The sequence below is a fragment of the Mycobacterium terramassiliense genome, from assembly GCF_900157385.1.
GTDB classification, from domain to species: domain Bacteria; phylum Actinomycetota; class Actinomycetes; order Mycobacteriales; family Mycobacteriaceae; genus Mycobacterium; species Mycobacterium terramassiliense.
Map to the genome: position 1 here is coordinate 234,293 of NZ_LT717699.1, position 20,808 is coordinate 255,100.

Genomic DNA, 20,808 nt, shown 5'->3' on the forward strand with positions numbered 1-20,808 from the left:
TGAACCCGATCGCCCGCTTTCTCCGCACCTCGCTGCGCCAGCTGCTTCGTCACCGGGCTGAACCCGAGCGCCCGCTTTCTCCGCACCTCGCTGCGCGAGCTGCTTCGTCACCGGGCTGAACCCGATCGTCGAGCTAGAACGCCCAGCTTCCCGACGGGTCCAGCACGAAGCCGTGGTCCCCGCTGGTGGTGTCCAGGCAGGCGACGACGTTGTCAGCCCCCACCGCGCACGTCACGTTGAGGTACGACAGCTTCTGGCCGGGGCCCAGCGCCTTGACTCCCGACGGCAGCGGCGGCGGGTTGCCCCCGCACCCGCCGTAGGTCATGCGGCTCAATTCGTAGCCGGGTCCCTTGAAATTCACCGCACCCACGACGCAATCGCCGGGCCTCGGGTGGCCTCCGCCGGGGAACAGGACGTCGTCCATGCCGGGGATGTCGCCGCTGCACTTGATGTCCTGTGACGGTTGCGGCACGGGCGCCGGCCCGCCGTAGAAGTCGCAGACCAGGGTCGGCGTGGCCGCAAAACTGATGCGGGGCCCGCCGCCCTGGGGCGGCGTCGTGGCGTAGCCGTCCACGGGGACGGCGGTGAACTTGTTCAGGTCGGGAAATCCCGGCGGGGGCAGCGCCGCGGCCCGCGGTGCCGGCGCCAATGCGAACGCCGCCAGGGTCAGGCCGCCGAGGGCCAGCAGGGTGCCGCGCATCGCGTCCTCCTAACGCACCTGGGCCCGGCCGCGTTGCAGGACGGCGTCGCGGTTGGCGGCGATGTCGTCGCCGCTGGTCCGGAACTGCCTGGCCGCCATCGCCTCCATCCACAGCCCGGCGCTGGTCTGCGCGTCGTCGATCCGGTGATAGGACGCCAGCAAGGCCCGGACCGCGTGCTGGTTGTTGCCGACGATCGAGGCCGCCACCTGGCGGGCCGCGGGCATCAGCCGGTCGTGGGGCACCACCTCGGTCACCAGGCCGGCGCGCAGCGCGTCGCCGGCGGACAGGTAGTCGCCGGTGAGGCTCATGCGCCGGGCCAGGCCGATGCCCACCTTCTGCGGCAACCGCACGCTGAGCCCCCAGGTGGGCAGGAGCCCCACCCGGGCGTGCGTGTCGGCGAACCGGGCCTGTTCGGAGGCGATCAGGACGTCGCAGTACAGCGCCAGCTCCAGCCCGCCCGTGACCGCGGCGCCGTTGATCGCGCCGATCACCGGCTTGGTCAACGGCGGCCAGCGCGGGGAGATGTCCGGGAGTGCGGACTCGCTGCCCAGCTCCTTGAGGTCCAGACCCGCGCAGAACACCGGGTCGGCGCCGGTGACGATGACGACGTCGACGCCGTCGTCGGTCTCGGCGTCGGCGAGGGCACCGAAAAACCGGTCCCGCAGCGCCGACGACAGCGCGTTGCGCGCCTGGGGCCGGTTGAGGGTCAGGGTGCGCACCCGCTCGTCGGTCTCGATCAGCAGGATGTCGTCGGTCATGTGTTCACCGTAGAGGGTGCCGAGCGGCGTTTATCGTTGAGTCTCATGTGCCGGAACATCACAGAACTGCGCGGATTGCAGCCGGCGGCCACGCCGGAGGAGATCGCCGCGGCCGCGCGCCAGTACGTGCGCAAGGTCAGCGGCATCACCCGCCCGTCGGCCGCGAACGCCGAACCGTTCGAGGCGGCGGTCGCCGAGGTCACCGCGACGACGACGCGCTTGCTGGCGGCCCTGCCGCCGCGGCGCCAGCCCCCCAAGGCGGTCCCGCCGTTGCGCCGGCCCGAGGTCATGGCCCGCCTCGCCGACGCGAAATGACGCTCACCGCGACCATGCCCGCGCTCAAGGAGTGGAGCGCGGTGGTGCACGCGCTGCTCGACGGTCGGCAGCGCGTGCTGCTGCGCAAGGGCGGCATCGGCGAGAAGCGCTTCGAGTTGGCGGCCCGGGAGTTCCTGCTGTTCCCGACGGTCGCGCACAGCCACGCTCGGCGGGTCCGGCCCGAGCACCGCGACCTGCTGGACGCCGGCGCCGGCGACAGCACCGACGAGCGGCTGGTGGTCCGGGCCGCCGCGAAAGTGGTTGCGGCGCAAGAGGTCAACCGACCGGATGGCCTCCCGGCCCTGGAGGACCTGCACATCTGGACCGCCGCGTCGGTGCGTGAGGACCGGCTCGACTTCCGGCCCAAGCACAAGCTGGCCGTGCTCGTGGTGTCGGTGATTCCGTTGGCCGAGCCGCTGCGGATCACGCGGGCCCCGGAGTACGCGGGCTGCACCAGCTGGGTGCAGCTCCCGCTGACCCCGGCCGATGTGCGGCTGGCCGCGCCGCTCTGCGACGAGTCCGCGCTAGACGGGGTTGCCCGCCGGGTCCGCGACGCGGTCGGCTAGCGGCGATCGCGAGCGCGGCGGAGCCGGGCGCTGCGGGTCGCCGCCATCAGACAGCGGCGATCGCGAGTGCGGCGCAGCCGGGCGCTGCGGGTCGCCGCCATCAGACAGCGGCCAGCGCGGCGAAGCCGATCGGCTCACGGATCGCTGGGTCCGACGGGCAGCAGCAGCCGGGAGCGGCCGTAGTGCACGGCGTGGGTGGTCGGCATCGACTGCCGCGCCGTCAACAAGGGTTCGTCGGTGCCGAGGTTGCGCGCATAGCGCGGGAACCAGCTGCCCGCGATCAGCACCCGGATGCGCGAACCCGCGCGGAACCGGTGGGCGATTCCGTCCAGTTCGATCCGGACGGTCTTCGTCTTGCCGCTCAACCGCCGGTAGCCGTCGCTGACGTTGCGGGACCGGCCCTTGACGTCGACCTCGCTCACCCGGACGAACAGGTCGACATGGGGATTGTCGGAGCTGTGCGCCAGCTCGACCACCGGGTTGCCGTAGACGTACAGGTCGTGGGTGAGCGTGAAGCTGGTGAAGGCGAGCACGTCGTCGCGCAGGGCGAGGTGGCTGTCGTCGCGGTAGCCGGCGTCCGCGGCCAGCATTGGGCCGCCGGTGGTCGGCGTCGGGTCGGCGGGGTCGTAGCGAAACGTCGCCGGGGCCGGCCGCTTGAGGTTCGTCGGCGCGGTCTCGCCCAGGTGCCCGCCCGGCCGCAGATACAGCGCCCGTTCGGCGGTGGCCGGTGGCCAATCGGGCAGGTGGCGCCAGGCTTGACCCCCGTCCGAGCCGGTGACGTACGCACGGACCCTGCTGGGCCGGCGCAGGGGCGAGCCGGCCAGGTGGGCGTCCAGCCAGTCCAGCGTTTCCCGCGCGCTGATGGGCAACGCCTTGCCGATCAGCTGGGTGTGGGTCCACGGCCCCACGGTGAGCGCGACGTCGACGCCCCGGTCGCGCAGCCGCGCATACTGCTGCAGGGTCTGCCGCACGAAAATGTCCTGCCAGCCGCCGATGAGCAGCACCGGCACCCGCGTCCGGTCCAGCGCCTCGCGGCATCGCAGCGCGTCCCAGAACGCGTCGTCGCAATCGCTGTTCTCCACCCACGATTCGAACCACGGTGCACCCGAGCCGAGCAGCGCTCGGGCCGCGGTACCCAGCGGCAGCGCACCGGCCGCCTCGGCCACCTTGCGCCGGGCGTGCAACTGGCGCAGCGCCAGCCGGATGCGCGCCGGGTCCTCCTGGTGGGAAACGAGGTCGCTCCAGCCCAGGAAGTCGTTGATGGCGAACGCGCCGGTGCCCCAGACGGAGGCGTTGAAATCGTGCGGGCCCGCGGTGATGACGGCCGCGGCCAGCTCCGGCGGTGGATCCTGCTGCAGCGCCCACTGGGTGAAGCCCAGATACGACACCCCGACGGTGGCGAATCGACCGGTGAACCACGGCTGCTCGCGCAGCCACGCGGCCGTGTCGGCGCCGTCGGCGGCCTCGTTGACCATCGGTTCGAAGTCCCCGCCCGACCCGAACGTGCCGCGCACGCTCTGCAGCACGACGTGGTAGCCGCGCGCGGCGTACAGCCTGGCGTAAGCCAGCGAAAACGGGAAGGCCCTGCCGTACGGCGCGCGGACCAGCAAGGTACCGGCGGGGCTGGAGGTCGTGGGCGCGTAGTGGTCGGCCGCCAGGTGCACCCCGTCGCGCATCGGCACGTCGACGCGGTGGACGGTGTAATCGGTGGTCGCCCGCGGCAGGCCCAGCACGCGGCCCAGCGCGGCGTTGCCGGCACGGCTCAGCGTGCGTGGCGTGCGTCGCGCGGGGCGGGTGGAGGTCGTACTCACCATCCCCAGGCTAGGTTCTTGCCGGCTCAGAACTTGTAATACGGCGCGAGGTCGTTGGCGCGCTGCAGATTGGTGGACATGCAGTCCACCTCCGGGTTGGAGTAGACCGTCGAGAAGTACAGCGCCTGCTGCAGCACACCATAGCTGGTCTTGAACGCCACCATGCACGAGAAGAACCAGAAGCTGTTGTGATAGGTCGGCTTCATCACCCAGTACTGCGCGGCCCGGTGACCGGCGATCGTGGTTTCGACGGCGTCGGGGGGCAGGGACACGTCGTAGGTCCGCCAGATGATGGGCTCGACGGCCATCTGGTAGTTGCCGGCGTCGAAATGGCAGCGCAGCCCGTCCTCGTGTTCCGGAGGCGTGAACGCCAGGCCGAGCCGCTGCAGGACGTCGAACGGGATGTCCTCGCACGCGTCGAAGGGACGCGGGTCGGTCGTCGCCACGATGGGGCTCTTCATGGTGGTCTCCATCGGCGCGGCGGTCGACCGCAGCTCGACGGGCCCACCCCCGCTCGGCCCCGCCGGCGCGGCCTGACAGCCCACCGCCACCGCCGTGGCCAGCGCGCCCAGCGCTGAGATCAGACGCAGATTGGCGAACACCACATCTCCTACCCCCACCCGGTCACGCCTCGGCCGTCCTTGCCGGGAGTGTACAAGTCGGGTGGGCGGCGTCACAGTGAAAAGAGAACACGTTCTAATCCGGCAGGCAAGGGCCCGGCGCAAAACCGGCTCGGCAGAGCGAGTCGTTAGGCTGGTTAGTCGTGGTGACACCGGAATCGACGAACGGGGCGCAGCCGACGCTGTGGGCGGTCTCCGACCTGCACACCGGCCACCTCGGCAACAAGCCGGTAACCGAAGCGCTGTATCCATCCTCGCCGGAGGACTGGCTGATAGTCGCCGGCGACGTCGCCGAACGCACCGACGAGATCCGTTGGGCCCTTGACCTGCTGCGGCGTCGCTTCGCCAAGGTGATTTGGGTGCCCGGCAACCACGAGCTGTGGACCACCAGCCGCGACCCGATGCAGGTCTTCGGCAAGGCCCGCTACGACTACCTGGTCGACATTTGCGACGAGCTCGGCGTCATCTCCCCGGAGCACCCCTACCCGGTGTGGACCGAACGCGGCGGCCCGGCCACGATCGTGCCGATGTTCCTGCTGTACGACTACACCTTCTTGCCGGCGGGCGCGACGAGCAAAGCCGAGGGCCTGGCCATCGCGCGGGAGCGCAACGTGGTGGCCACCGACGAATTCCTGCTCTCCTCGGAGCCCTACGCCACCCGCGACGCCTGGTGTCGGGAACGGCTCGCCAGCACCCGGGCCCGCCTCGAGGAGCTCGACTGGATGACGCCGACGGTGCTGGTGAACCACTTCCCGCTGGTGCGGGACCCGTGCGACGCGCTGTTCTACCCCGAATTCTCGCTGTGGTGCGGAACCACCAAGACCGCCGACTGGCACACCCGCTACAACGCCGTCTGCTCGGTGTACGGGCACCTGCACATCCCGCGCACCACCTGGTACGACGACGTCCGCTTCGAGGAGGTGTCGGTCGGCTACCCGCGGGAGTGGCGACGCCGCAAGCCGTACAGCTGGTTGCGCCAGGTGCTACCGGACCCCCAGTACGCGCCCGGCTATCTCAACGACTTCGGCGGTCACTTCGTGATCACCCCGGAGATGCGCCGGCAGGCCGTGCAGTTCCGGGAACGAGTGCGGCAGCGGCAATCCCGATGACGTCCCGCATGCTCGTGTCGTCGGTGTTGCCCGGCACGGCGTCCGGCGACCTCGCGTATTCGGAGGTCTATTCCGACCCCCCGGGCCTGACGCCGTTGCCCGAAGAGGAGCCGCTGATCGCCAAGTCGGTTGCCAAGCGCCGCAACGAGTTCATCACCGTGCGGCACTGCGCCCGCGTCGCGATGGGCGAGCTCGGCGTGCCGCCGGTGCCGATCCTCAAGGGCGACAAGGGTGAACCCTGCTGGCCCGACGGCGTGGTGGGCAGCCTCACTCACTGCGCCGGCTACCGCGGCGCGGTGGTGGGCCGCGCCGGGGCGGTGCGCTCGGTGGGCATCGACGCCGAACCGCACGACGTGCTGCCCGACGGGGTGCTGGGCGCGATCGCGCTGGAGGAGGAGCGCCACGAGATCGGCGCGCTGCCCGAGGGGCTGCACTGGGACCGGATCCTGTTCTGCGCCAAGGAGGCGACGTACAAGGCCTGGTTCCCGCTGACCAAGCGGTGGCTGGGTTTCGAGGACGCCCACATCGTGTTCGACCTCGACCCGCCCGGCGGGCGAACCTCCGGGGTGTTCGTCTCCAAGATCCTGATCGACGGGGAGGCGCTGACGGGTCCGCCGCTGACGTCGCTGCGGGGCCGTTGGTCGGTCGAGCGCGGGCTGGTGCTCACCGCCATCGTGCTATGAGCGAGCCGGGCACCGGTCCGGGAATCGTCGTCGTCGACAAGCCGCCCGGAATGACCAGCCACGACGTGGTGGGGCGGTGCCGCCGCATCTTCGCCACCCGCAGGGTGGGCCATGCGGGCACGCTGGATCCGATGGCCACCGGCGTGCTGGTCATCGGCGTCGACCGGGCCACCAAGATCCTCGGCCTGCTGACCGGGGTGTCGAAGTCGTACGCCGCCACCATCCGCCTGGGCCAGACCACCTCGACCGACGACGCCGAAGGCGAACTGCTGCAAACCGTTCCGGCCGGGCACGTGCCGGAGGAGGAGATCGCCGCCGCGGTCGCCGGGCTGCGCGGGGACATCGAACAGGTCCCGTCGGCGGTCAGCGCCATCAAGGTGGGCGGCCGGCGCGCCTACCGGTTGGTCCGCGAGGGTCACGCCGTCGAGCTGGCGGCCCGGCCGGTGCGCATCGACCGGTTCGAGGTGCTGGCCGCCCGCCGCGAGGGCGAGGTCATCGATCTCGACGTCGAGGTCGACTGCTCGTCGGGGACCTACGTCCGCGCGCTGGCCCGCGATCTCGGCGCGGCGCTCGGGGTCGGGGGGCACCTGACGGCGCTGCGGCGCACCCGCGTCGGGCGCTTCGGGCTGGAGGGGGCGCGCTCGCTGGACGACCTGGCCGAGGCGCCGCGGCTGACCTTGACCCTCGATGAGGCGTGCCTGCTGATGTTTCCGCGCCGCGACCTGTCCGAGGAGGAGGCCCGGGCGGCAAGCCACGGCCGGTCGCTGTCGCCGGCCGGGATCGACGGCGTCTACGCCGCCGCCGACGCCGACGGCCGGGTGATCGCGCTGCTGCGCGACGAGGGGCCCCGGACCAAGTCGGTGGTGGTGCTCCGCCCGGCGAGCCTGTAAATCCGCAGCCAAACTGCGAGTGGCGGCCTGCAAAATTACCGCCTCGGCGATCCGGCAGAGGGCTCCCGCCGAGGGCGCCGGGGGGCTAAGTTGCACACTGGGATATCTAGGCGGTTTAACGGTCGGGAAGGTGCGCTATGTCCAACAAGGTTTACGTCGTCGGTGTCGGCATGACGAAATTCGAGAAGCCGGGCCGCCGCGAGGGCTGGGACTACCCGGACATGGCGCGGGAATCGGGCACCAACGCGCTGACCGACGCCGGCATCGACTACCGCGAGGTGCAGCAGGGCTACGTCGGCTACGTCGCCGGCGACTCGACGTCCGGGCAGCGGGCGCTCTACGAGCTGGGCATGACGGGCATTCCGATCGTCAACGTCAACAACAACTGCTCGACCGGCTCGACGGCGCTGTTCCTGGCCGCCCAGGCCGTCCGCGGCGGGATCGCCGACTGCGCCATCGCGCTGGGCTTCGAGAAGATGCAACCCGGCGCGCTGAGCGGCGGCGCCTCCGACCGCGAGTCGCCGATGGGCCGCCACGTCAAGGCGATGGCCGAGATCGACGAGTTCGCGATGCCCGTCGCGCCGTGGATGTTCGGCGCCGCCGGCCGCGAGCACATGCGGCAATACGGCACCACCGCAGAGCATTTCGCCAAGATCGGCTACAAGAACCACAAGCACTCCACCAACAACCCGTTCGCGCAGTTCCAGGAGTCCTACACGCTCGACGACATCCTGGCGTCGCGGATGATCTCCGACCCGCTGACCAAGCTGCAGTGCTCGCCGACGTCGGACGGGTCGGGCGCCGCGATCGTGGCTTCGGAGAGCTTCGTCGACAGGCACGGGCTGGCCGGCCAGGCGGTGGAGATCGTCGGTCAGGCGATGACCACCGACTTCGCCTCGACGTTCGACGGCAGCGCGAAGAACCTGATCGGCTACGACATGAACGTGCAAGCCGCCCAACAGGTTTACGACCAGTCCGGGCTGGGCCCCGAGGACTTCCAGGTGATCGAGCTGCACGACTGCTTCTCGGCCAACGAGCTGCTGCTGTACGAGGCCCTCGGCCTGTGCGGCCCGGGCGAGGCGCCGAAGCTGGTCGACAACGGCGACACCACCTACGGCGGGCGCTGGGTGGTCAACCCGTCCGGCGGTCTGATCTCCAAGGGACACCCGCTGGGTGCGACGGGGCTGGCGCAGTGCGCCGAGCTGACCTGGCAGCTGCGCGGGACCGCCGACAAGCGCCAGGTCGACAACGTCACCGCCGCGCTGCAGCACAACATCGGGCTCGGCGGCGCCGCCGTGGTCACCGCCTACCAGCGCGCCGAGCGCTAAGGGCGCAATGTTCGAATGGTCCGACACGGACCTGATGGTCCGGGACGCCGTCCGGCAGTTCATCGACAAGGAAATCCGCCCGCACCTCGATGAGCTGGAAACGGGGGCGCTGTCGCCCTATCCGATCGCCCGCAAGCTGTTCAGCCAGTTCGGCCTCGACGTGATGGCCGCCGAGTCGGTCAAGTCGATGCTGGAACGCGAGCGCGCCAAGCAAGCGGGTGAGGCGGCCGCCGAAAATGGCGACGGCGCAGGCGGTTTCGGGGCGGGCGGCGCCCAGGCGTCGATGATGGCGGTGGTCGTGTCCGAACTCTCCGGCGTCAGCATCGGGCTGCTGAGCACCGCGTCGGTCAGCATCGGTCTGGGCGCGGCGACCATCATGAGCCGCGGCACGCTGGCCCAGAAGGAACGCTGGTTGCCCGACCTGATGACGCTGAAGAAGATCGCGGCCTGGGCGATCACCGAGCCCGACTCCGGTTCGGACGCGTTCGGCGGCATGAAGACGTCCGTGAAGCGCGACGGCGAAGACTACATCCTCAACGGGCAGAAGACGTTCATCACCAACGGGCCCTACGCCGACGTCCTGGTCGTGTACGCCAAGCTGGACGAAGGCGACGCCGCCGTCGACAAGCGCAACCGGCCGGTGCTGATCTTCGTGCTGGACGCGGGCATGCCCGGCCTCACGCAGGGCAAGCCGTTCAAGAAGATGGGCATGATGTCCTCGCCGACGGGCGAGTTGTTCTTCGACAACGTGCGGCTGACTCCCGACCGGCTGCTCGGCGAGAACCCACACCGGTCCGGCGGCGACGGCCGCGACAGCGCCCGCGACAATTTCGCCGCGGAACGCATCGGGATCGCGATGATGGCGCTGGGCATCATCAACGAATGCCACCGGCTGTGCGTGGATTACGCCAAGACCCGGACGCTGTGGGGCAAAAACATCGGGCAGTTCCAGCTGATCCAGCTCAAGCTGGCGAAGATGGAAATCGCGCGAATGAACGTGCAGAACATGGTGTTTCAGACGATCGAGCGGCAGCAGGCGGGCAAACCGCTGACGCTGGCCGAGGCGTCGGCGATCAAGCTGTACTCCTCGGAGGCGGCCACCGACGTCGCCATGGACGCGGTGCAGCTGTTCGGCGGCAACGGTTACATGGCCGAGTACCGCGTGGAGCAGCTGGCCCGCGACGCGAAGTCACTGATGATCTACGCCGGCAGCAACGAGGTTCAGGTCACCCACATCGCCAAGGGTTTGCTGAGCTAGGGCGGGCTGAGGCTATCTGGCCACGACCCAGATCGCGCGCGCGGCGGGGCTGCCCAGGTCGACGGTGCACTCGGCGCCGTCCGCCGCTTCGATCGCGACGGAGATCATGCCGGCGAATTCGCGGCGGGTCAGCACGCGCAGCCGCGAGTCCAGGTGGATGCCGACGTCGGTGAAATAGCGCAGCATCTCCGGATCCGAATCGGAGATGCGGGCGACCGTCCCGGTGTCCCCGTCGCCGCACGCCCACAGCTGGCGGGCCGGTGGTGTGGGCACCTGCCCGTCGGAGGCGGGGATGGGGTCGCCGTGCGGGTCGCGCCGGGGAAACCCCAGCTTGGCGTCGATGCGGGCCACCAGGCGATCCGACACCGCGTGCTCGAGCACCTCGGCCTCGTCGTGCACCTCGTCCCAGCCGTAACCGAGCTCGTTGACCAGGAAGGTCTCCAGTAACCGGTGGCGGCGCACCACCGCGAGGGCCGCCCGGCGCCCGGCCTCGGTCAGCGTGACCGCGCCGTACTTCTCGTGGTCGACCAGCCCCTGCTCCGCGAGCTTGCGGATCGACTCCGAGGCGGTGCTGGCCGACACCCCGATCCGGTCGGCCAGCATCTTGGTGCTGACCTTCTGCGCAGCCCCGTCCGTGGACCATTCCTGGGCATTCCAGATGACCTTCAGGTAGTCCTGGCCGACCGCGGTGAGACCGCCAGGCTCATCGTCAGCCCTCACAAGCAGAAAGTTTAGGCAACCCACACCTGATTCGGCGTGCCGCGCTCCGATCTGGCGCGCCATCACCCGGTGCGGCGCCGTAGGCTTGCGGTCGTGCAGCGGTGGCGCGGCCAAGACGAGATCCCCACGGACTGGGGCAGATGCGTGGTCACCATCGGGGTCTTCGATGGCGTCCACCGCGGCCACGCCGAGCTGATCGCGCACGCGGTGAAGGCCGCCCGCGCCCGCAACGTGCCGACCGTGCTGATGACGTTCGACCCGCACCCGATGGAAGTGGTCTATCCCGGCAGCCACCCCGCGCAGCTCACCACGCTGACCCGCCGCGCCGAGCTCGTCGAGGAGCTGGGCATCGACGTCTTCCTGGTGATGCCGTTCACCAGCGATTTCATGAAGCTCACCCCGGAGCGCTACATCCACGAGCTGCTGGTGGAGAACCTGCACGTGGTAGAGGTCGTGGTGGGGGAGAACTTCACGTTCGGCAAGAAGGCGGCCGGCAACGTCGAGACCTTGCGCCGCGCCGGCGAGCGGTTCGGCTTCGCGGTGGAGTCGATGTCGCTGCTGTCCGAGCACCACAGCAACGAGACCGTGACGTTCTCGTCCACCTACATCCGCTCCTGCGTGGACGCCGGCGACATGGTGGCGGCCACCGAGGCGCTCGGCCGGCCGCACCGCGTCGAGGGCGTCGTCGTGCGGGGCGAGGGGCGGGGCATGGAGCTGGGTTTCCCCACCGCCAACGTGGCGCCGCCGATGTATTCGGCCATCCCGGCCGACGGGGTGTACGCGGCATGGTTCACCGTGCTCGGGCACGGGCCGGTGGCCGGCACCGTCATCCCGGGGGAGCGCTACCAGGCCGCGGTGTCCGTCGGCACCAACCCCACCTTCTCGGGGCGCACCCGCACCGTCGAGGCCTTCGTCCTGGACACCAGCGCCGACCTGTACGGACAGCACGTGGCGCTGGACTTTGTCGCGCGCATCCGCGGGCAGCGCAGGTTCGACACGATCAAGGGCCTCATCGCCGCGATGGGCGACGACACCGATCGGGCCCGCGCCCTGCTCGCGGACTGACCGGGCCCGACGATTCGAGTCGTCCGCCGCCCCGCTGCTAAACTGCCGGACGACATCGGCGCGCGCTGCGGTTCGCGGTGGCCGCGCTTAAGAATTCACATCGCGGACCGATTGATGGAGATAGTTTCGTGGCGCTTACTGCCGAGCAGAAAAAAGAAATCCTGGGCTCCTACGGCCTGCACGACACCGACACCGGCTCCCCGGAGGCCCAGGTCGCCCTGCTGACCAGGCGGATCGCCGACCTGACCGAGCACCTCAAGGTGCACAAGCACGACCACCACTCGCGGCGGGGACTGCTGCTGCTGGTGGGGCGCCGGCGCCGGCTGCTCAAATACGTGTCGCAGATCGACGTGGCGCGCTACCGCTCGCTCGTCGAGCGGCTGGGCCTGCGGCGCTGACGCCTGGCAAATCCGGCGCCCGCTGGCCCCCCAAGTTCGCCCGTGTAGAGTAGGAGCGTTCTGGGCCGGTTCGGCCCGAGCAAACGGTGCGGTTTGCGCAGATCCGCGTGAGCCGTTCCAGCACCGTCACAAGGGAGCAGCCCGGTCTGTATCGGGCGGTCTTCGGTAGTGGCTGCCGGGCTCTCCGGATCTGGGGCAGGTCGGCCGCTTCGATCGATGGCCGTAGCCGCATCAGACTTCTTCCTCCCAGGGAAGCTCTCGGGTTACTCGCGCGTGACGACGCGAAACAGCTGAACACCCAGAGAGGTCATACGGACACCCATGTCTGTAGCTGAAATTGACGAAGGCGTCTTCGAGGCGTCCGCCACCATCGACAACGGGAGCTTCGGCACCCGCACCATCCGTTTCGAGACCGGCAGGCTGGCCCAGCAGGCCGCCGGAGCCGTCGTCGCGTACCTGGACGACGAAAACATGCTGTTGTCGGCGACCACCGCCAGCAAGAGCCCCAAGGAGCACTTCGACTTCTTCCCGCTGACGGTCGACGTCGAGGAGCGGATGTACGCCGCCGGGCGCATCCCCGGCTCGTTCTTCCGCCGCGAGGGCCGTCCCTCCACCGACGCGATCCTGACCTGCCGGCTCATCGACCGCCCGCTGCGGCCGTCATTCGTCTCCGGGCTGCGCAACGAGATCCAGGTCGTGGTGACGATCCTGAGCCTGGACCCCAACGACCTGTACGACGTGCTGGCGATCAACGCCGCGTCGGCCTCCACCCAGCTGAGCGGCCTGCCGTTCTCCGGCCCCATCGGCGGGGTGCGGGTGGCGCTGATCGACGGCACCTGGGTCGCCTTCCCCACGGTCGAGCAGCTCGAGCGGGCCGTGTTCGACATGGTGGTGGCCGGCCGCAAGGTCGACGGCCCCGATGGTTCAGACGTCGCGATCATGATGGTCGAGGCCGAGGCCACCGAGAAGGTGATCGAGCTGGTCGAGGGCGGGGCCCAGGCGCCGACGGAAACCGTTGTGGCCGAAGGCCTGGAGGCCGCCAAGCCGTTCATCAACGTGCTGTGCACCGCGCAACAGGAGCTGGCTGACAAGGCCGCGAAGCCCATCGGCGAGTACCCGACGTTCCCCGACTACGGCGACGACGTGTACTACTCGGTGGCCTCGGTGGCCACCGACGAACTGGCCAAGGCGCTGACCATCGGCGGCAAGGCCGAGCGCGACGCGCGCACCGACGAGCTGAAGGCCGAGGTGGCCCAGCGGCTCGCCGAGACCTACGAGGGCCGGGAAAAGGAGGTCAGCGCCGCGTTCCGCGCGCTGACCAAGAAGCTGGTCCGCCAGCGCATCCTGACCGATCACTTCCGGATCGACGGCCGGGGCATCACCGACATCCGTGCGCTGTCGGCCGAGGTCTCCGTGGTGCCGCGGGCGCACGGCAGCGCGCTGTTCGAGCGCGGCGAGACCCAGATCCTGGGCGTGACCACGCTGGACATGGTCAAGATGGCCCAGCAGATCGACTCGCTGGGGCCCGAGACGTCCAAGCGCTACATGCATCACTACAACTTCCCGCCGTTCTCCACCGGCGAGACCGGCCGGGTCGGCTCGCCCAAGCGGCGCGAGATCGGGCACGGCGCGCTGGCCGAGCGGGCGCTGATCCCGGTGCTGCCCAGCGTCGAGGAGTTCCCCTACGCCATCCGGCAGGTGTCGGAAGCCCTGGGCTCCAACGGATCGACGTCGATGGGCTCGGTCTGCGCGTCCACCCTCGCGTTGCTCAACGCCGGAGTGCCGCTGAAGGCGCCGGTCGCCGGCATCGCCATGGGCCTGGTCTCCGACGACGTCGACGTGGACGGCAGGACCGAGCGCCGCTTCGTCACCCTGACCGACATCCTGGGCGCCGAGGACGCGTTCGGCGACATGGACTTCAAGTGCGCCGGCACCAAGGACTACGTCACCGCGCTGCAGCTGGACACCAAGCTGGACGGGATTCCCTCCCAGGTGCTCGCGGGCGCGCTGGCGCAGGCCAAGGACGCCCGCCTGACCATCCTCGAGGTGATGGCCGAGGCCATCGACGCGCCCGACGAGATGAGCCCGTACGCGCCTCGGGTGACCACCATCAAGGTCCCGGTGGACAAGATCGGTGAGGTCATCGGGCCCAAGGGCAAGGTGATCAACGCCATCACCGAGGAGACCGGCGCCCAGATCTCCATCGAGGACGACGGCACGGTGTTCGTCGGCGCCACCGACGGGCCCTCGGCGCAGGCCGCGATCGACCGGATCAACGCCATCGCCAACCCGCAGCTGCCCACCGTGGGCGAGCGTTTCCTCGGAACCGTGGTCAAGACAACGGATTTCGGCGCGTTCGTATCGCTGCTGCCGGGTCGCGACGGCCTGGTGCACATCTCCAAGCTGGGCCGGGGCAAGCGCATCGCAAAGGTCGAGGACGTGGTGAACGTCGGCGACAAACTGCGGGTGGAGATCGCCGACATCGACAAGCGGGGCAAGATCTCCTTAATGCTGGTGGCCGATGAGGACTCGGCGGACGCAACGGATTCGCCGTCCGCCACACCCGCGCCGGCCGATGCCGCCAGCTCGGTCTAGCGGGCAGGCAGCTGACCCCGCGTCTCTGCGCCGGGGAGCGCAGATCGCCGAGGTGAGCGCCGAACACAAGGCGGTCCGCCGCACCACGCTGCCGGGCGGCCTGCGGGTGGTCACCGAGCACCTGCCGGCCGTGCGCTCCGCCTCGGTCGGGGTCTGGGTCGGCGTCGGATCCCGCGACGAGGGTGCCACCGTGGCCGGGGCGGCGCACTTCCTGGAGCACCTGCTGTTCAAGTCCACCCCGACCCGCACGGCCGTGGACATCGCCCAGGCGATGGACGCGGTCGGCGGGGAACTGAACGCGTTCACCGCCCGCGAGCACACCTGCTACTACGCCCATGTGCTGGACAGCGACCTGGAGCTGGCCGTGGACCTGGTCGCCGACGTGGTGCTCAACGGCCGCTGCGCCGCCGAGGACGTCGAGCTGGAACGCGACGTCGTCCTCGAGGAGATCGCCATGCGCGACGACGACCCCGAGGACGCCCTGGGCGACATCTTCCTGTCGGCGCTGTTCGGCGACCATCCGGTGGGCCGCCCCGTGATCGGCACCGCGCATTCGGTGTCGGCGATGACGCGGTCGCAACTGCACTCGTTCCATGTGCGGCGCTACACCCCGGAGCGGATGGTCGTCGCGGTGGCCGGCAACGTCGATCACGACGAGGTGGTCGCGTTGGTGCGCGAGCACTTCGGACGGCATCTGGTCCGGGGCCGCCAGCCCATCGCCCCGCGCAGGGGCGCCGGGCGGGTCACCGGCAGTCCTGGGCTGACGCTGGTCAACCGGGACGCCGAGCAGACCCACCTGTCGTTGGGTGTGCGCACCCCCGGGCGCAACTGGGAGCATCGCTGGGCGCTGTCGGTGCTGCACACCGCGCTGGGCGGGGGCCTGAGCTCGCGGCTGTTCCAGCAGGTCCGGGAGCTGCGGGGCCTGGCGTATTCGGTCTACTCGGCGGTCGACATCTTCGCCGACAGCGGCGCGCTGTCGGTGTACGCCGCGTGCCTGCCCGAGCGTTTCCCCGACGTCATGCGGGTCACCAGCGACGTGCTCGACGCGGTGGCGCGCGACGGCATCACCGAGGCGGAGTGCCGCATCGCCAAGGGCTCGCTGCGCGGCGGGCTCGTCCTCGGGCTGGAGGACTCCAGCTCCCGGATGAGCCGCATCGGCCGCAGCGAACTGAACTACGGCCGGCACCGCAGCATCGAGCACACCCTGCAAAAAATCGACGAGGTGACCGTCGAGCAGGTCAACGCGGTCGCCCGCCGCCTGCTGGGCAGGCGCTACGGCGCGGCCGTTTTGGGCCCGTATGCCTCGAAACGATCGCTGCCCCAACAACTTCGGGCGATGGTAAATTAGCCGGATGGTTCTGGGCTTCTGGGATATCGCGGTGCCCATCGTGGGCGCCCCCATGGCAGGCGGGCCCGGCACCCCGGCGTTGGCCGCGGCGGTGTCCAACGCCGGCGGGCTCGGTTTCATCCCCGGCGGCTATGTGAGCGCCGAACGGTTCGCCGAAGACATCGCGGCGGCCCGCGCGATGACCACCGGCCCGTTGGGCGTCAACCTGTTCGTGCCCCAGCCCAGCGTCGCCGACTGGGTTGCGCTGGACTATTACGCCGACGAGCTCGAAGGCATCGCCGAGCACTATCAGTGCGAGGTGGGCCGGCCCGAGTTCGGTGACGACGACGACTGGGAGCGCAAGCTCGAGGTGGTCCTCGACGTGCATCCCGAGCTGGTGTCCTTCACGTTCGGCGTGCCGCCGCCGGACGTGATCCGGCGGCTGAGCGCGCAGGGCCTGCTGGTGATGGTCACGGTGACGTCGGCCTACGAGGCCGGGGTCGCCGTCGCCGCCGGCGCCGACAGCCTGGTGGTCCAGGGCCCCAACGCCGGCGGGCACCGCGGCACCTTCGCGCCGGACATGGAGCCCGCCACCGACTCGCTGCACGACCTGATCGACCGGATCCACCGCACGCACCGCGACATCCCGATCATCGCGGCGGGGGGGCTGGGCACCGCCGAGGACGTCGCGGGCGTGCTGCGCCGGGGGGCCGTGGCCGCCCAGGTCGGCACCGCGCTGCTGCTGAGCAACGAGGCGGGCACCAGCCAGGCGCATCGCACCGCCATGAAGAATCAGCTCTTCGCCAAAACCATCGTCACGCGCGCGTTCTCCGGCCGTTATGGGCGCGGCCTGGAGAACGAGTTCATCCGCCTGCTCGACAACGTGGCCCCGCTGGGCTACCCCGAGGTCAACCAGATGACGCTGCCGATACGGGAGGCCGCGACCGAACGCGAAGACCCGAACGGGATGGCCCTGTGGGCGGGCACGTCCTTCCGGCAGGCCCGCACCGGCTCGGTCGCCGACATCGTCGCCGGCCTCAACGATTAGGGGTCTCAGGCCAATACCGCCGCGGGGTCCGTGCACGGCAGGCCGAGGTCGTCGGCCACCTGTTCGGACAGCAGCATCCCGGCGTGCGTCGAAAGCCCTTTGGCCAGAGGGGGATCGGACCGGCACGCCGCTTGCCAGCCCTTGTCGGCGAGCTTGAGCACGTACGGCATCGTCGCGTTGGTCAGCGCGACGGTCGACGTCTTCGGCACCGCGCTGGGCATGTTGGCCACGCAGTAGAACAGCGTGTCGTGCACCGCGAATGTCGGGTCGTCGTGCGTGGTGGGCCGCGAATCCTCGAAGCAACCGCCCTGATCGATGGAGATGTCGACCAGCACCGCGCCCGGCTTCATCTGCGCGACAAGCGAATTCGAGATCAACCTGGGCGCCTTGTGGCCGGGTACCAGCACGGCTCCGATCACCAGGTCGGCGCGTTTGACGGCGCCCTCCAGCTCGTACGCCGAGTAATAGCGGGTGCCGACGTGACCGCCGAACTCGGCGTCGAGCAGCCGAAGCTTGCTGATGTTGACGTCGAACACCATGACGGCCGCGCCCATGCCGCCGGCGACCCGGGCGGCGTTGTACCCGGCCGTGCCCGCCCCGATCACCACGACGTCGGCGCCCTTGACGCCGGGCACCCCGCCCATCAACACGCCGCGGCCCCCTTGGGTGCGCATCAGGTGATAGCCCCCGACTTGAGCGGCGAGCCGGCCGGCGACCTCGCTCATCGGCGCCAGCAACGGCAGGGCGCCGTCGTCGGTCTGGACGGTCTCATAGGCGATCGACGTTGTGCCGGAGGCCAACAGCGCTTCGGTGCAGGCGCGCGACGCCGCCAAATGCAGGTACGTGAACAGGACCTGCCCGTTGCGCAGCAGGCCGTACTCGGGCGCTATCGGCTCCTTGACCTTGAGCAACAGGTCCGCGTCGGCCCACACCCGCTCGGCGGTGTCGGCGATTTGGGCGCCCGCGGTCTTGAATTCCGCGTCGGGGATGGCCGAGCCTTCGCCCGCGCCGGCCTGGACGAGCACCTCGTGGCCGCGGCGGGTCAGTTCGGCGACGCCGGCCGGGGTGATCGCCACCCTGAACTCGTTGGTCTTGGTCTCGGTTGGAACGCCGACGCGCATCCCTCAAGTGTGCCTCAGGCGGCCACGGCCGCACCTATTTAAAGCCCGACCCAGGCCTTATGATCGGCGGATGGATGACCGGCAGGGTAGCCGGCGATGGTGACACGTGACCCCTCCGTGGCCGTTGTCGGGGCGGGCATGTCCGGGCTGTGCATGGCAATCGCGTTGCTGCGCAGCGGCATTAACGACGTCACGATTTACGAGAAGGCCGACGAGGTCGGCGGCACCTGGCGGGAAAACACCTACCCCGGGCTGACCTGTGACGTGCCGTCGCGCGTCTACCAGTACACCTTCGCCCCGAAGCCCAACTGGTCGCACATGTTCTCCCCCGGCGGCGAGATCCAGGCCTACTTCCGCGGTGTCGCCGACCAATTCGGGCTGCGGGACCGGATCCGGTTCGGCACCGAGGTGGTCAGCGCCCGGTTCGAGGACGACCGCTGGGTGGTGCGCACCGACGCCGGCGACGAGGCCGGGGCAGAGTCCGAGGTCGACTTCCTGATCTCGGCGACCGGCGTGCTGCACCACCCCCGGATGCCGTCGATCGCCGGCCTGGACGACTTCGCCGGCCCCGTCTTTCACTCGGCGCGCTGGGATCACTCCGTCGAGCTGGCGGGGCGGCGAATCGCGGTGATCGGCAACGGATCCACCGGCGTGCAGCTCGTCTGCGGGCTGGCCGGCGTGGCTGGCAGGGTCGTGCTGTTCCAGCGCACCGCGCAGTGGATCGTCCCGATGCCCAACCCGCCGTACTCCAAATTCGCCAGTCGCAGCCACCGGGCCGTTCCGTGGCTCGACCGGATGGCGTACCGGGCGTACAGCTTCGTGTTCGACACCTTCGCGGTCGCCCTGACCAAGCCGGGGCTGCGGCGAGCGGCGATGGGCGCGCTGTGCCGGGTCAGCCTGCGCCGGGTGCGCGACCCCGAGTTGCGCGCGGCGCTGACGCCCTCGTACGAGCCGATGTGCAAGCGCTTGGTGGTGTCGGGCGGGTTCTACCGGGCGATCCAGCGCGACGACGTCGAGCTGGTCACCGCCGGCATCGACCACGTGGAGCCGCGGGGCGTCGTGACCGACGACGGCGCGCTGCACGAGGCGGACGTCATCGTGGCCTGCACCGGGTTCGACACGCACGCGTTCTTCCGGCCGATGCGGCTGACCGGCCGCGACGGCATCGCCGCCGACGAGGTGTGGCGCGACGGGCCGCGCGCGTACCGGACCGTGGCGATGCCGGGTTTCCCCAACTTCTTCATGATGCTGGGGCCACACAGCCCGGTGGGCAACCACTCGCTCACCGCGGTGGCCGAGCACCAGGCCGACCACATCCTGGGCTGGATTCAGGGTTGGCGCCGCGGCGAATTCGACACCGTCGAGCCGACGCAATCGGCGACCGAGAGCTACAACGACAAGCTGCGCGCGGCGATGCCGAACACCGTGTGGACCACCGGCTGCGACAGCTGGTACCTGAACAAGGACGGGGTGCCCGAGGTGTGGCCCTTCACGCCGGCCGAACACCGCGCGATGCTGGCCGAAACGGACCTGCGAGAGTACGACTTGCGCAGGCGCGTGGCCGCGCGCTGAGGGGAGGGCCCACGATGTTCACCGTCGACGACCACGCGGCCGGTCCGCATGACGCGTCGCTCGACCACGAGCGTCTGGTCCTCGAGGCGCGTGACGTCGAGTTCAATTGGGCGGACCTGCCGTTTCACTACGTGCCGGGCGAGCCGTTCACCACCCACGTCCTCAACGTCCTGCACCTGCTGCTGCCCGCGGGCGAGGAGTTCTTCGTCGGCGCGTTCAAGAGGGCGCTGCCGTTGATCAAGGACGATCAGCTGCGCCTGGACGTCCAGGGATTCATCGGCCAGGAGGCCGTGCACTCCCAGGCGCACGCCAAGGTGCTCGCCCACTTCGCCGCCGCCGGTGTCGACCTGACCCCGTACACCGACCAGATCCGGTGGCTGTTCGAAAAGCTGCTGGGGCCCCGGCCGGGGTGGGGCGAGCGACGACAGCACCGCTGGCTGCTGGAAGAGGTGTCGTTCGTCTCGGCGATCGAGCACTACACGGCCATCCTGGGCGAGTGGGTGCTCGACTCGCCCGCCCACGACGCCATCGGCACCGACCCCGCGATGCTGGACATGCTGCGCTGGCACGGCGCCGAAGAGGTCGAGCACAAGGCCGTCGCCTTCGACACCATGAAGCATCTGCGGGCCGGCTACCTGCGCCGGGTGCGCGCCCAGCTGGTGGTGACGCCGGGCATCCTGCTGCTGTGGATTCGCGGCGTCCGGTTCCTGTACTCGGTGGACCCCTACCTGCCGCCGGGCAGCAAGGCGCGCTGGCGGGACTACTTTCGGGCGGCGCGGCGCGGTTTGGTGCCCGGCCCGCTGCGGTTCGTGCGGGTGGTCGGCAACTACTACCGGCCCGGTTTCCACCCCTCCCAACTGGGCGGCCTCGGCGCGGCGATCGACTACCTGGCGGTCTCACCCGCCGCGCGCGCGTCGCGCTGA

At 70.1% G+C, this 20,808-nt stretch carries 20 protein-coding genes; 14 read left to right on the forward strand and 6 right to left on the reverse strand.

The window, feature by feature from the left end; all coding sequences use genetic code 11:
- Positions 1-133 precede the first annotated feature (133 nt).
- Positions 134-700, reverse strand: a complete 567-nt coding sequence (locus tag MTAB308_RS05275; RefSeq protein ID WP_077098478.1) for a hypothetical protein — start codon at positions 698-700, stop codon at positions 134-136.
- A gap of 9 nt (positions 701-709) precedes the next feature.
- Complete coding sequence (locus MTAB308_RS05280) at positions 710-1,459, reverse strand: enoyl-CoA hydratase (RefSeq protein WP_077098479.1); 750 nt, start codon at positions 1,457-1,459, stop codon at positions 710-712.
- Between the two features lie 45 nt (positions 1,460-1,504).
- Between MTAB308_RS05280 and MTAB308_RS05285 the strand changes: the two genes are divergently transcribed.
- Together MTAB308_RS05285 and MTAB308_RS05290 are read left to right on the forward strand one after the other, a co-directional pair.
- Entirely contained in the window at positions 1,505-1,774 is a 270-nt protein-coding gene (locus MTAB308_RS05285; protein WP_077098480.1) for a DUF2277 domain-containing protein, read from the forward strand.
- Positions 1,771-2,340 carry a DUF1802 family protein gene (locus MTAB308_RS05290; RefSeq protein WP_077098481.1) on the forward strand — a complete coding sequence of 190 codons (570 nt, stop codon included), beginning with the start codon at positions 1,771-1,773 and terminating at the stop codon, positions 2,338-2,340. Before MTAB308_RS05285 ends, MTAB308_RS05290 begins: the two co-directional genes overlap by 4 nt.
- Positions 2,341-2,474: 134 nt before the next feature.
- On the opposite strand, the gene MTAB308_RS05300 is transcribed toward MTAB308_RS05290, so the two are convergent.
- Together MTAB308_RS05300 and MTAB308_RS05305 are read right to left on the reverse strand one after the other, a co-directional pair.
- The gene (locus MTAB308_RS05300) at positions 2,475-4,151 is read right to left on the reverse strand and encodes a CocE/NonD family hydrolase (protein ID WP_077098923.1); all 1,677 of its coding nucleotides are present in this window, start codon (positions 4,149-4,151) and stop codon (positions 2,475-2,477) included.
- A 26-nt stretch (positions 4,152-4,177) separates the two neighbouring features.
- Positions 4,178-4,753, reverse strand: a complete 576-nt coding sequence (locus tag MTAB308_RS05305) for a DUF3558 domain-containing protein (RefSeq protein ID WP_077098924.1) — start codon at positions 4,751-4,753, stop codon at positions 4,178-4,180.
- A gap of 161 nt (positions 4,754-4,914) precedes the next feature.
- Between MTAB308_RS05305 and MTAB308_RS05310 the strand changes: the two genes are divergently transcribed.
- The 5 genes from MTAB308_RS05310 to MTAB308_RS05330 all read left to right on the forward strand — a co-directional run bounded on the left by MTAB308_RS05310 (position 4,915) and on the right by MTAB308_RS05330 (position 10,039).
- On the forward strand, positions 4,915-5,880 hold the full coding sequence (locus tag MTAB308_RS05310) for a metallophosphoesterase family protein (protein WP_077098482.1): 966 nt from the start codon (positions 4,915-4,917) through the stop codon (positions 5,878-5,880).
- Entirely contained in the window at positions 5,877-6,563 is a 687-nt protein-coding gene (gene pptT, locus MTAB308_RS05315; RefSeq protein WP_077098483.1) for a 4'-phosphopantetheinyl transferase PptT, read from the forward strand. Before MTAB308_RS05310 ends, pptT begins: the two co-directional genes overlap by 4 nt.
- Entirely contained in the window at positions 6,560-7,453 is an 894-nt protein-coding gene (gene truB / locus MTAB308_RS05320) for a tRNA pseudouridine(55) synthase TruB (RefSeq protein WP_077098484.1), read from the forward strand. Before pptT ends, truB begins: the two co-directional genes overlap by 4 nt.
- A gap of 137 nt (positions 7,454-7,590) precedes the next feature.
- Positions 7,591-8,781 carry a lipid-transfer protein gene (locus MTAB308_RS05325; RefSeq protein WP_077098485.1) on the forward strand — a complete coding sequence of 397 codons (1,191 nt, stop codon included), beginning with the start codon at positions 7,591-7,593 and terminating at the stop codon, positions 8,779-8,781.
- 7 nt (positions 8,782-8,788) lie between these two features.
- Complete coding sequence (locus MTAB308_RS05330; RefSeq protein ID WP_077098486.1) at positions 8,789-10,039, forward strand: acyl-CoA dehydrogenase family protein; 1,251 nt, start codon at positions 8,789-8,791, stop codon at positions 10,037-10,039.
- A gap of 12 nt (positions 10,040-10,051) precedes the next feature.
- Here MTAB308_RS05330 and mntR read toward each other — a convergent pair whose 3' ends face one another.
- On the reverse strand, positions 10,052-10,759 hold the full coding sequence (gene mntR, locus MTAB308_RS05335) for a manganese-binding transcriptional regulator MntR (RefSeq protein ID WP_077098925.1): 708 nt from the start codon (positions 10,757-10,759) through the stop codon (positions 10,052-10,054).
- A 93-nt stretch (positions 10,760-10,852) separates the two neighbouring features.
- Between mntR and MTAB308_RS05340 the strand changes: the two genes are divergently transcribed.
- From MTAB308_RS05340 to MTAB308_RS05360, 5 genes are all read left to right on the forward strand, one after another.
- Positions 10,853-11,824 carry a bifunctional riboflavin kinase/FAD synthetase gene (locus MTAB308_RS05340; RefSeq protein WP_077098926.1) on the forward strand — a complete coding sequence of 324 codons (972 nt, stop codon included), beginning with the start codon at positions 10,853-10,855 and terminating at the stop codon, positions 11,822-11,824.
- A 128-nt stretch (positions 11,825-11,952) separates the two neighbouring features.
- Positions 11,953-12,222: a 30S ribosomal protein S15 gene (rpsO, locus tag MTAB308_RS05345; protein WP_066963547.1), complete on the forward strand. Its 270-nt coding sequence runs from the start codon at positions 11,953-11,955 to the stop codon at positions 12,220-12,222.
- A 321-nt stretch (positions 12,223-12,543) separates the two neighbouring features.
- Positions 12,544-14,817, forward strand: a complete 2,274-nt coding sequence (locus MTAB308_RS05350) for a polyribonucleotide nucleotidyltransferase (protein ID WP_077098487.1) — start codon at positions 12,544-12,546, stop codon at positions 14,815-14,817.
- Positions 14,798-16,165 (forward strand): M16 family metallopeptidase, encoded by a 1,368-nt coding sequence (locus MTAB308_RS05355; protein ID WP_077098488.1) that lies wholly within the window; start codon positions 14,798-14,800, stop codon positions 16,163-16,165. Before MTAB308_RS05350 ends, MTAB308_RS05355 begins: the two co-directional genes overlap by 20 nt.
- A gap of 4 nt (positions 16,166-16,169) precedes the next feature.
- Positions 16,170-17,192, forward strand: a complete 1,023-nt coding sequence (locus MTAB308_RS05360; protein ID WP_077098489.1) for a nitronate monooxygenase — start codon at positions 16,170-16,172, stop codon at positions 17,190-17,192.
- Positions 17,193-17,197: 5 nt separating this feature from the next.
- On the opposite strand, the gene ald is transcribed toward MTAB308_RS05360, so the two are convergent.
- Complete coding sequence (gene ald / locus MTAB308_RS05365) at positions 17,198-18,313, reverse strand: alanine dehydrogenase (protein WP_077098490.1); 1,116 nt, start codon at positions 18,311-18,313, stop codon at positions 17,198-17,200.
- 96 nt (positions 18,314-18,409) lie between these two features.
- Here ald and MTAB308_RS05370 point away from each other — a divergent pair, with 96 nt between their 5' ends.
- Both MTAB308_RS05370 and MTAB308_RS05375 read left to right on the forward strand, forming a co-directional pair.
- Entirely contained in the window at positions 18,410-19,885 is a 1,476-nt protein-coding gene (locus MTAB308_RS05370; RefSeq protein WP_077098491.1) for a flavin-containing monooxygenase, read from the forward strand.
- A gap of 14 nt (positions 19,886-19,899) precedes the next feature.
- Entirely contained in the window at positions 19,900-20,808 is a 909-nt protein-coding gene (locus MTAB308_RS05375) for a metal-dependent hydrolase (protein ID WP_077098492.1), read from the forward strand.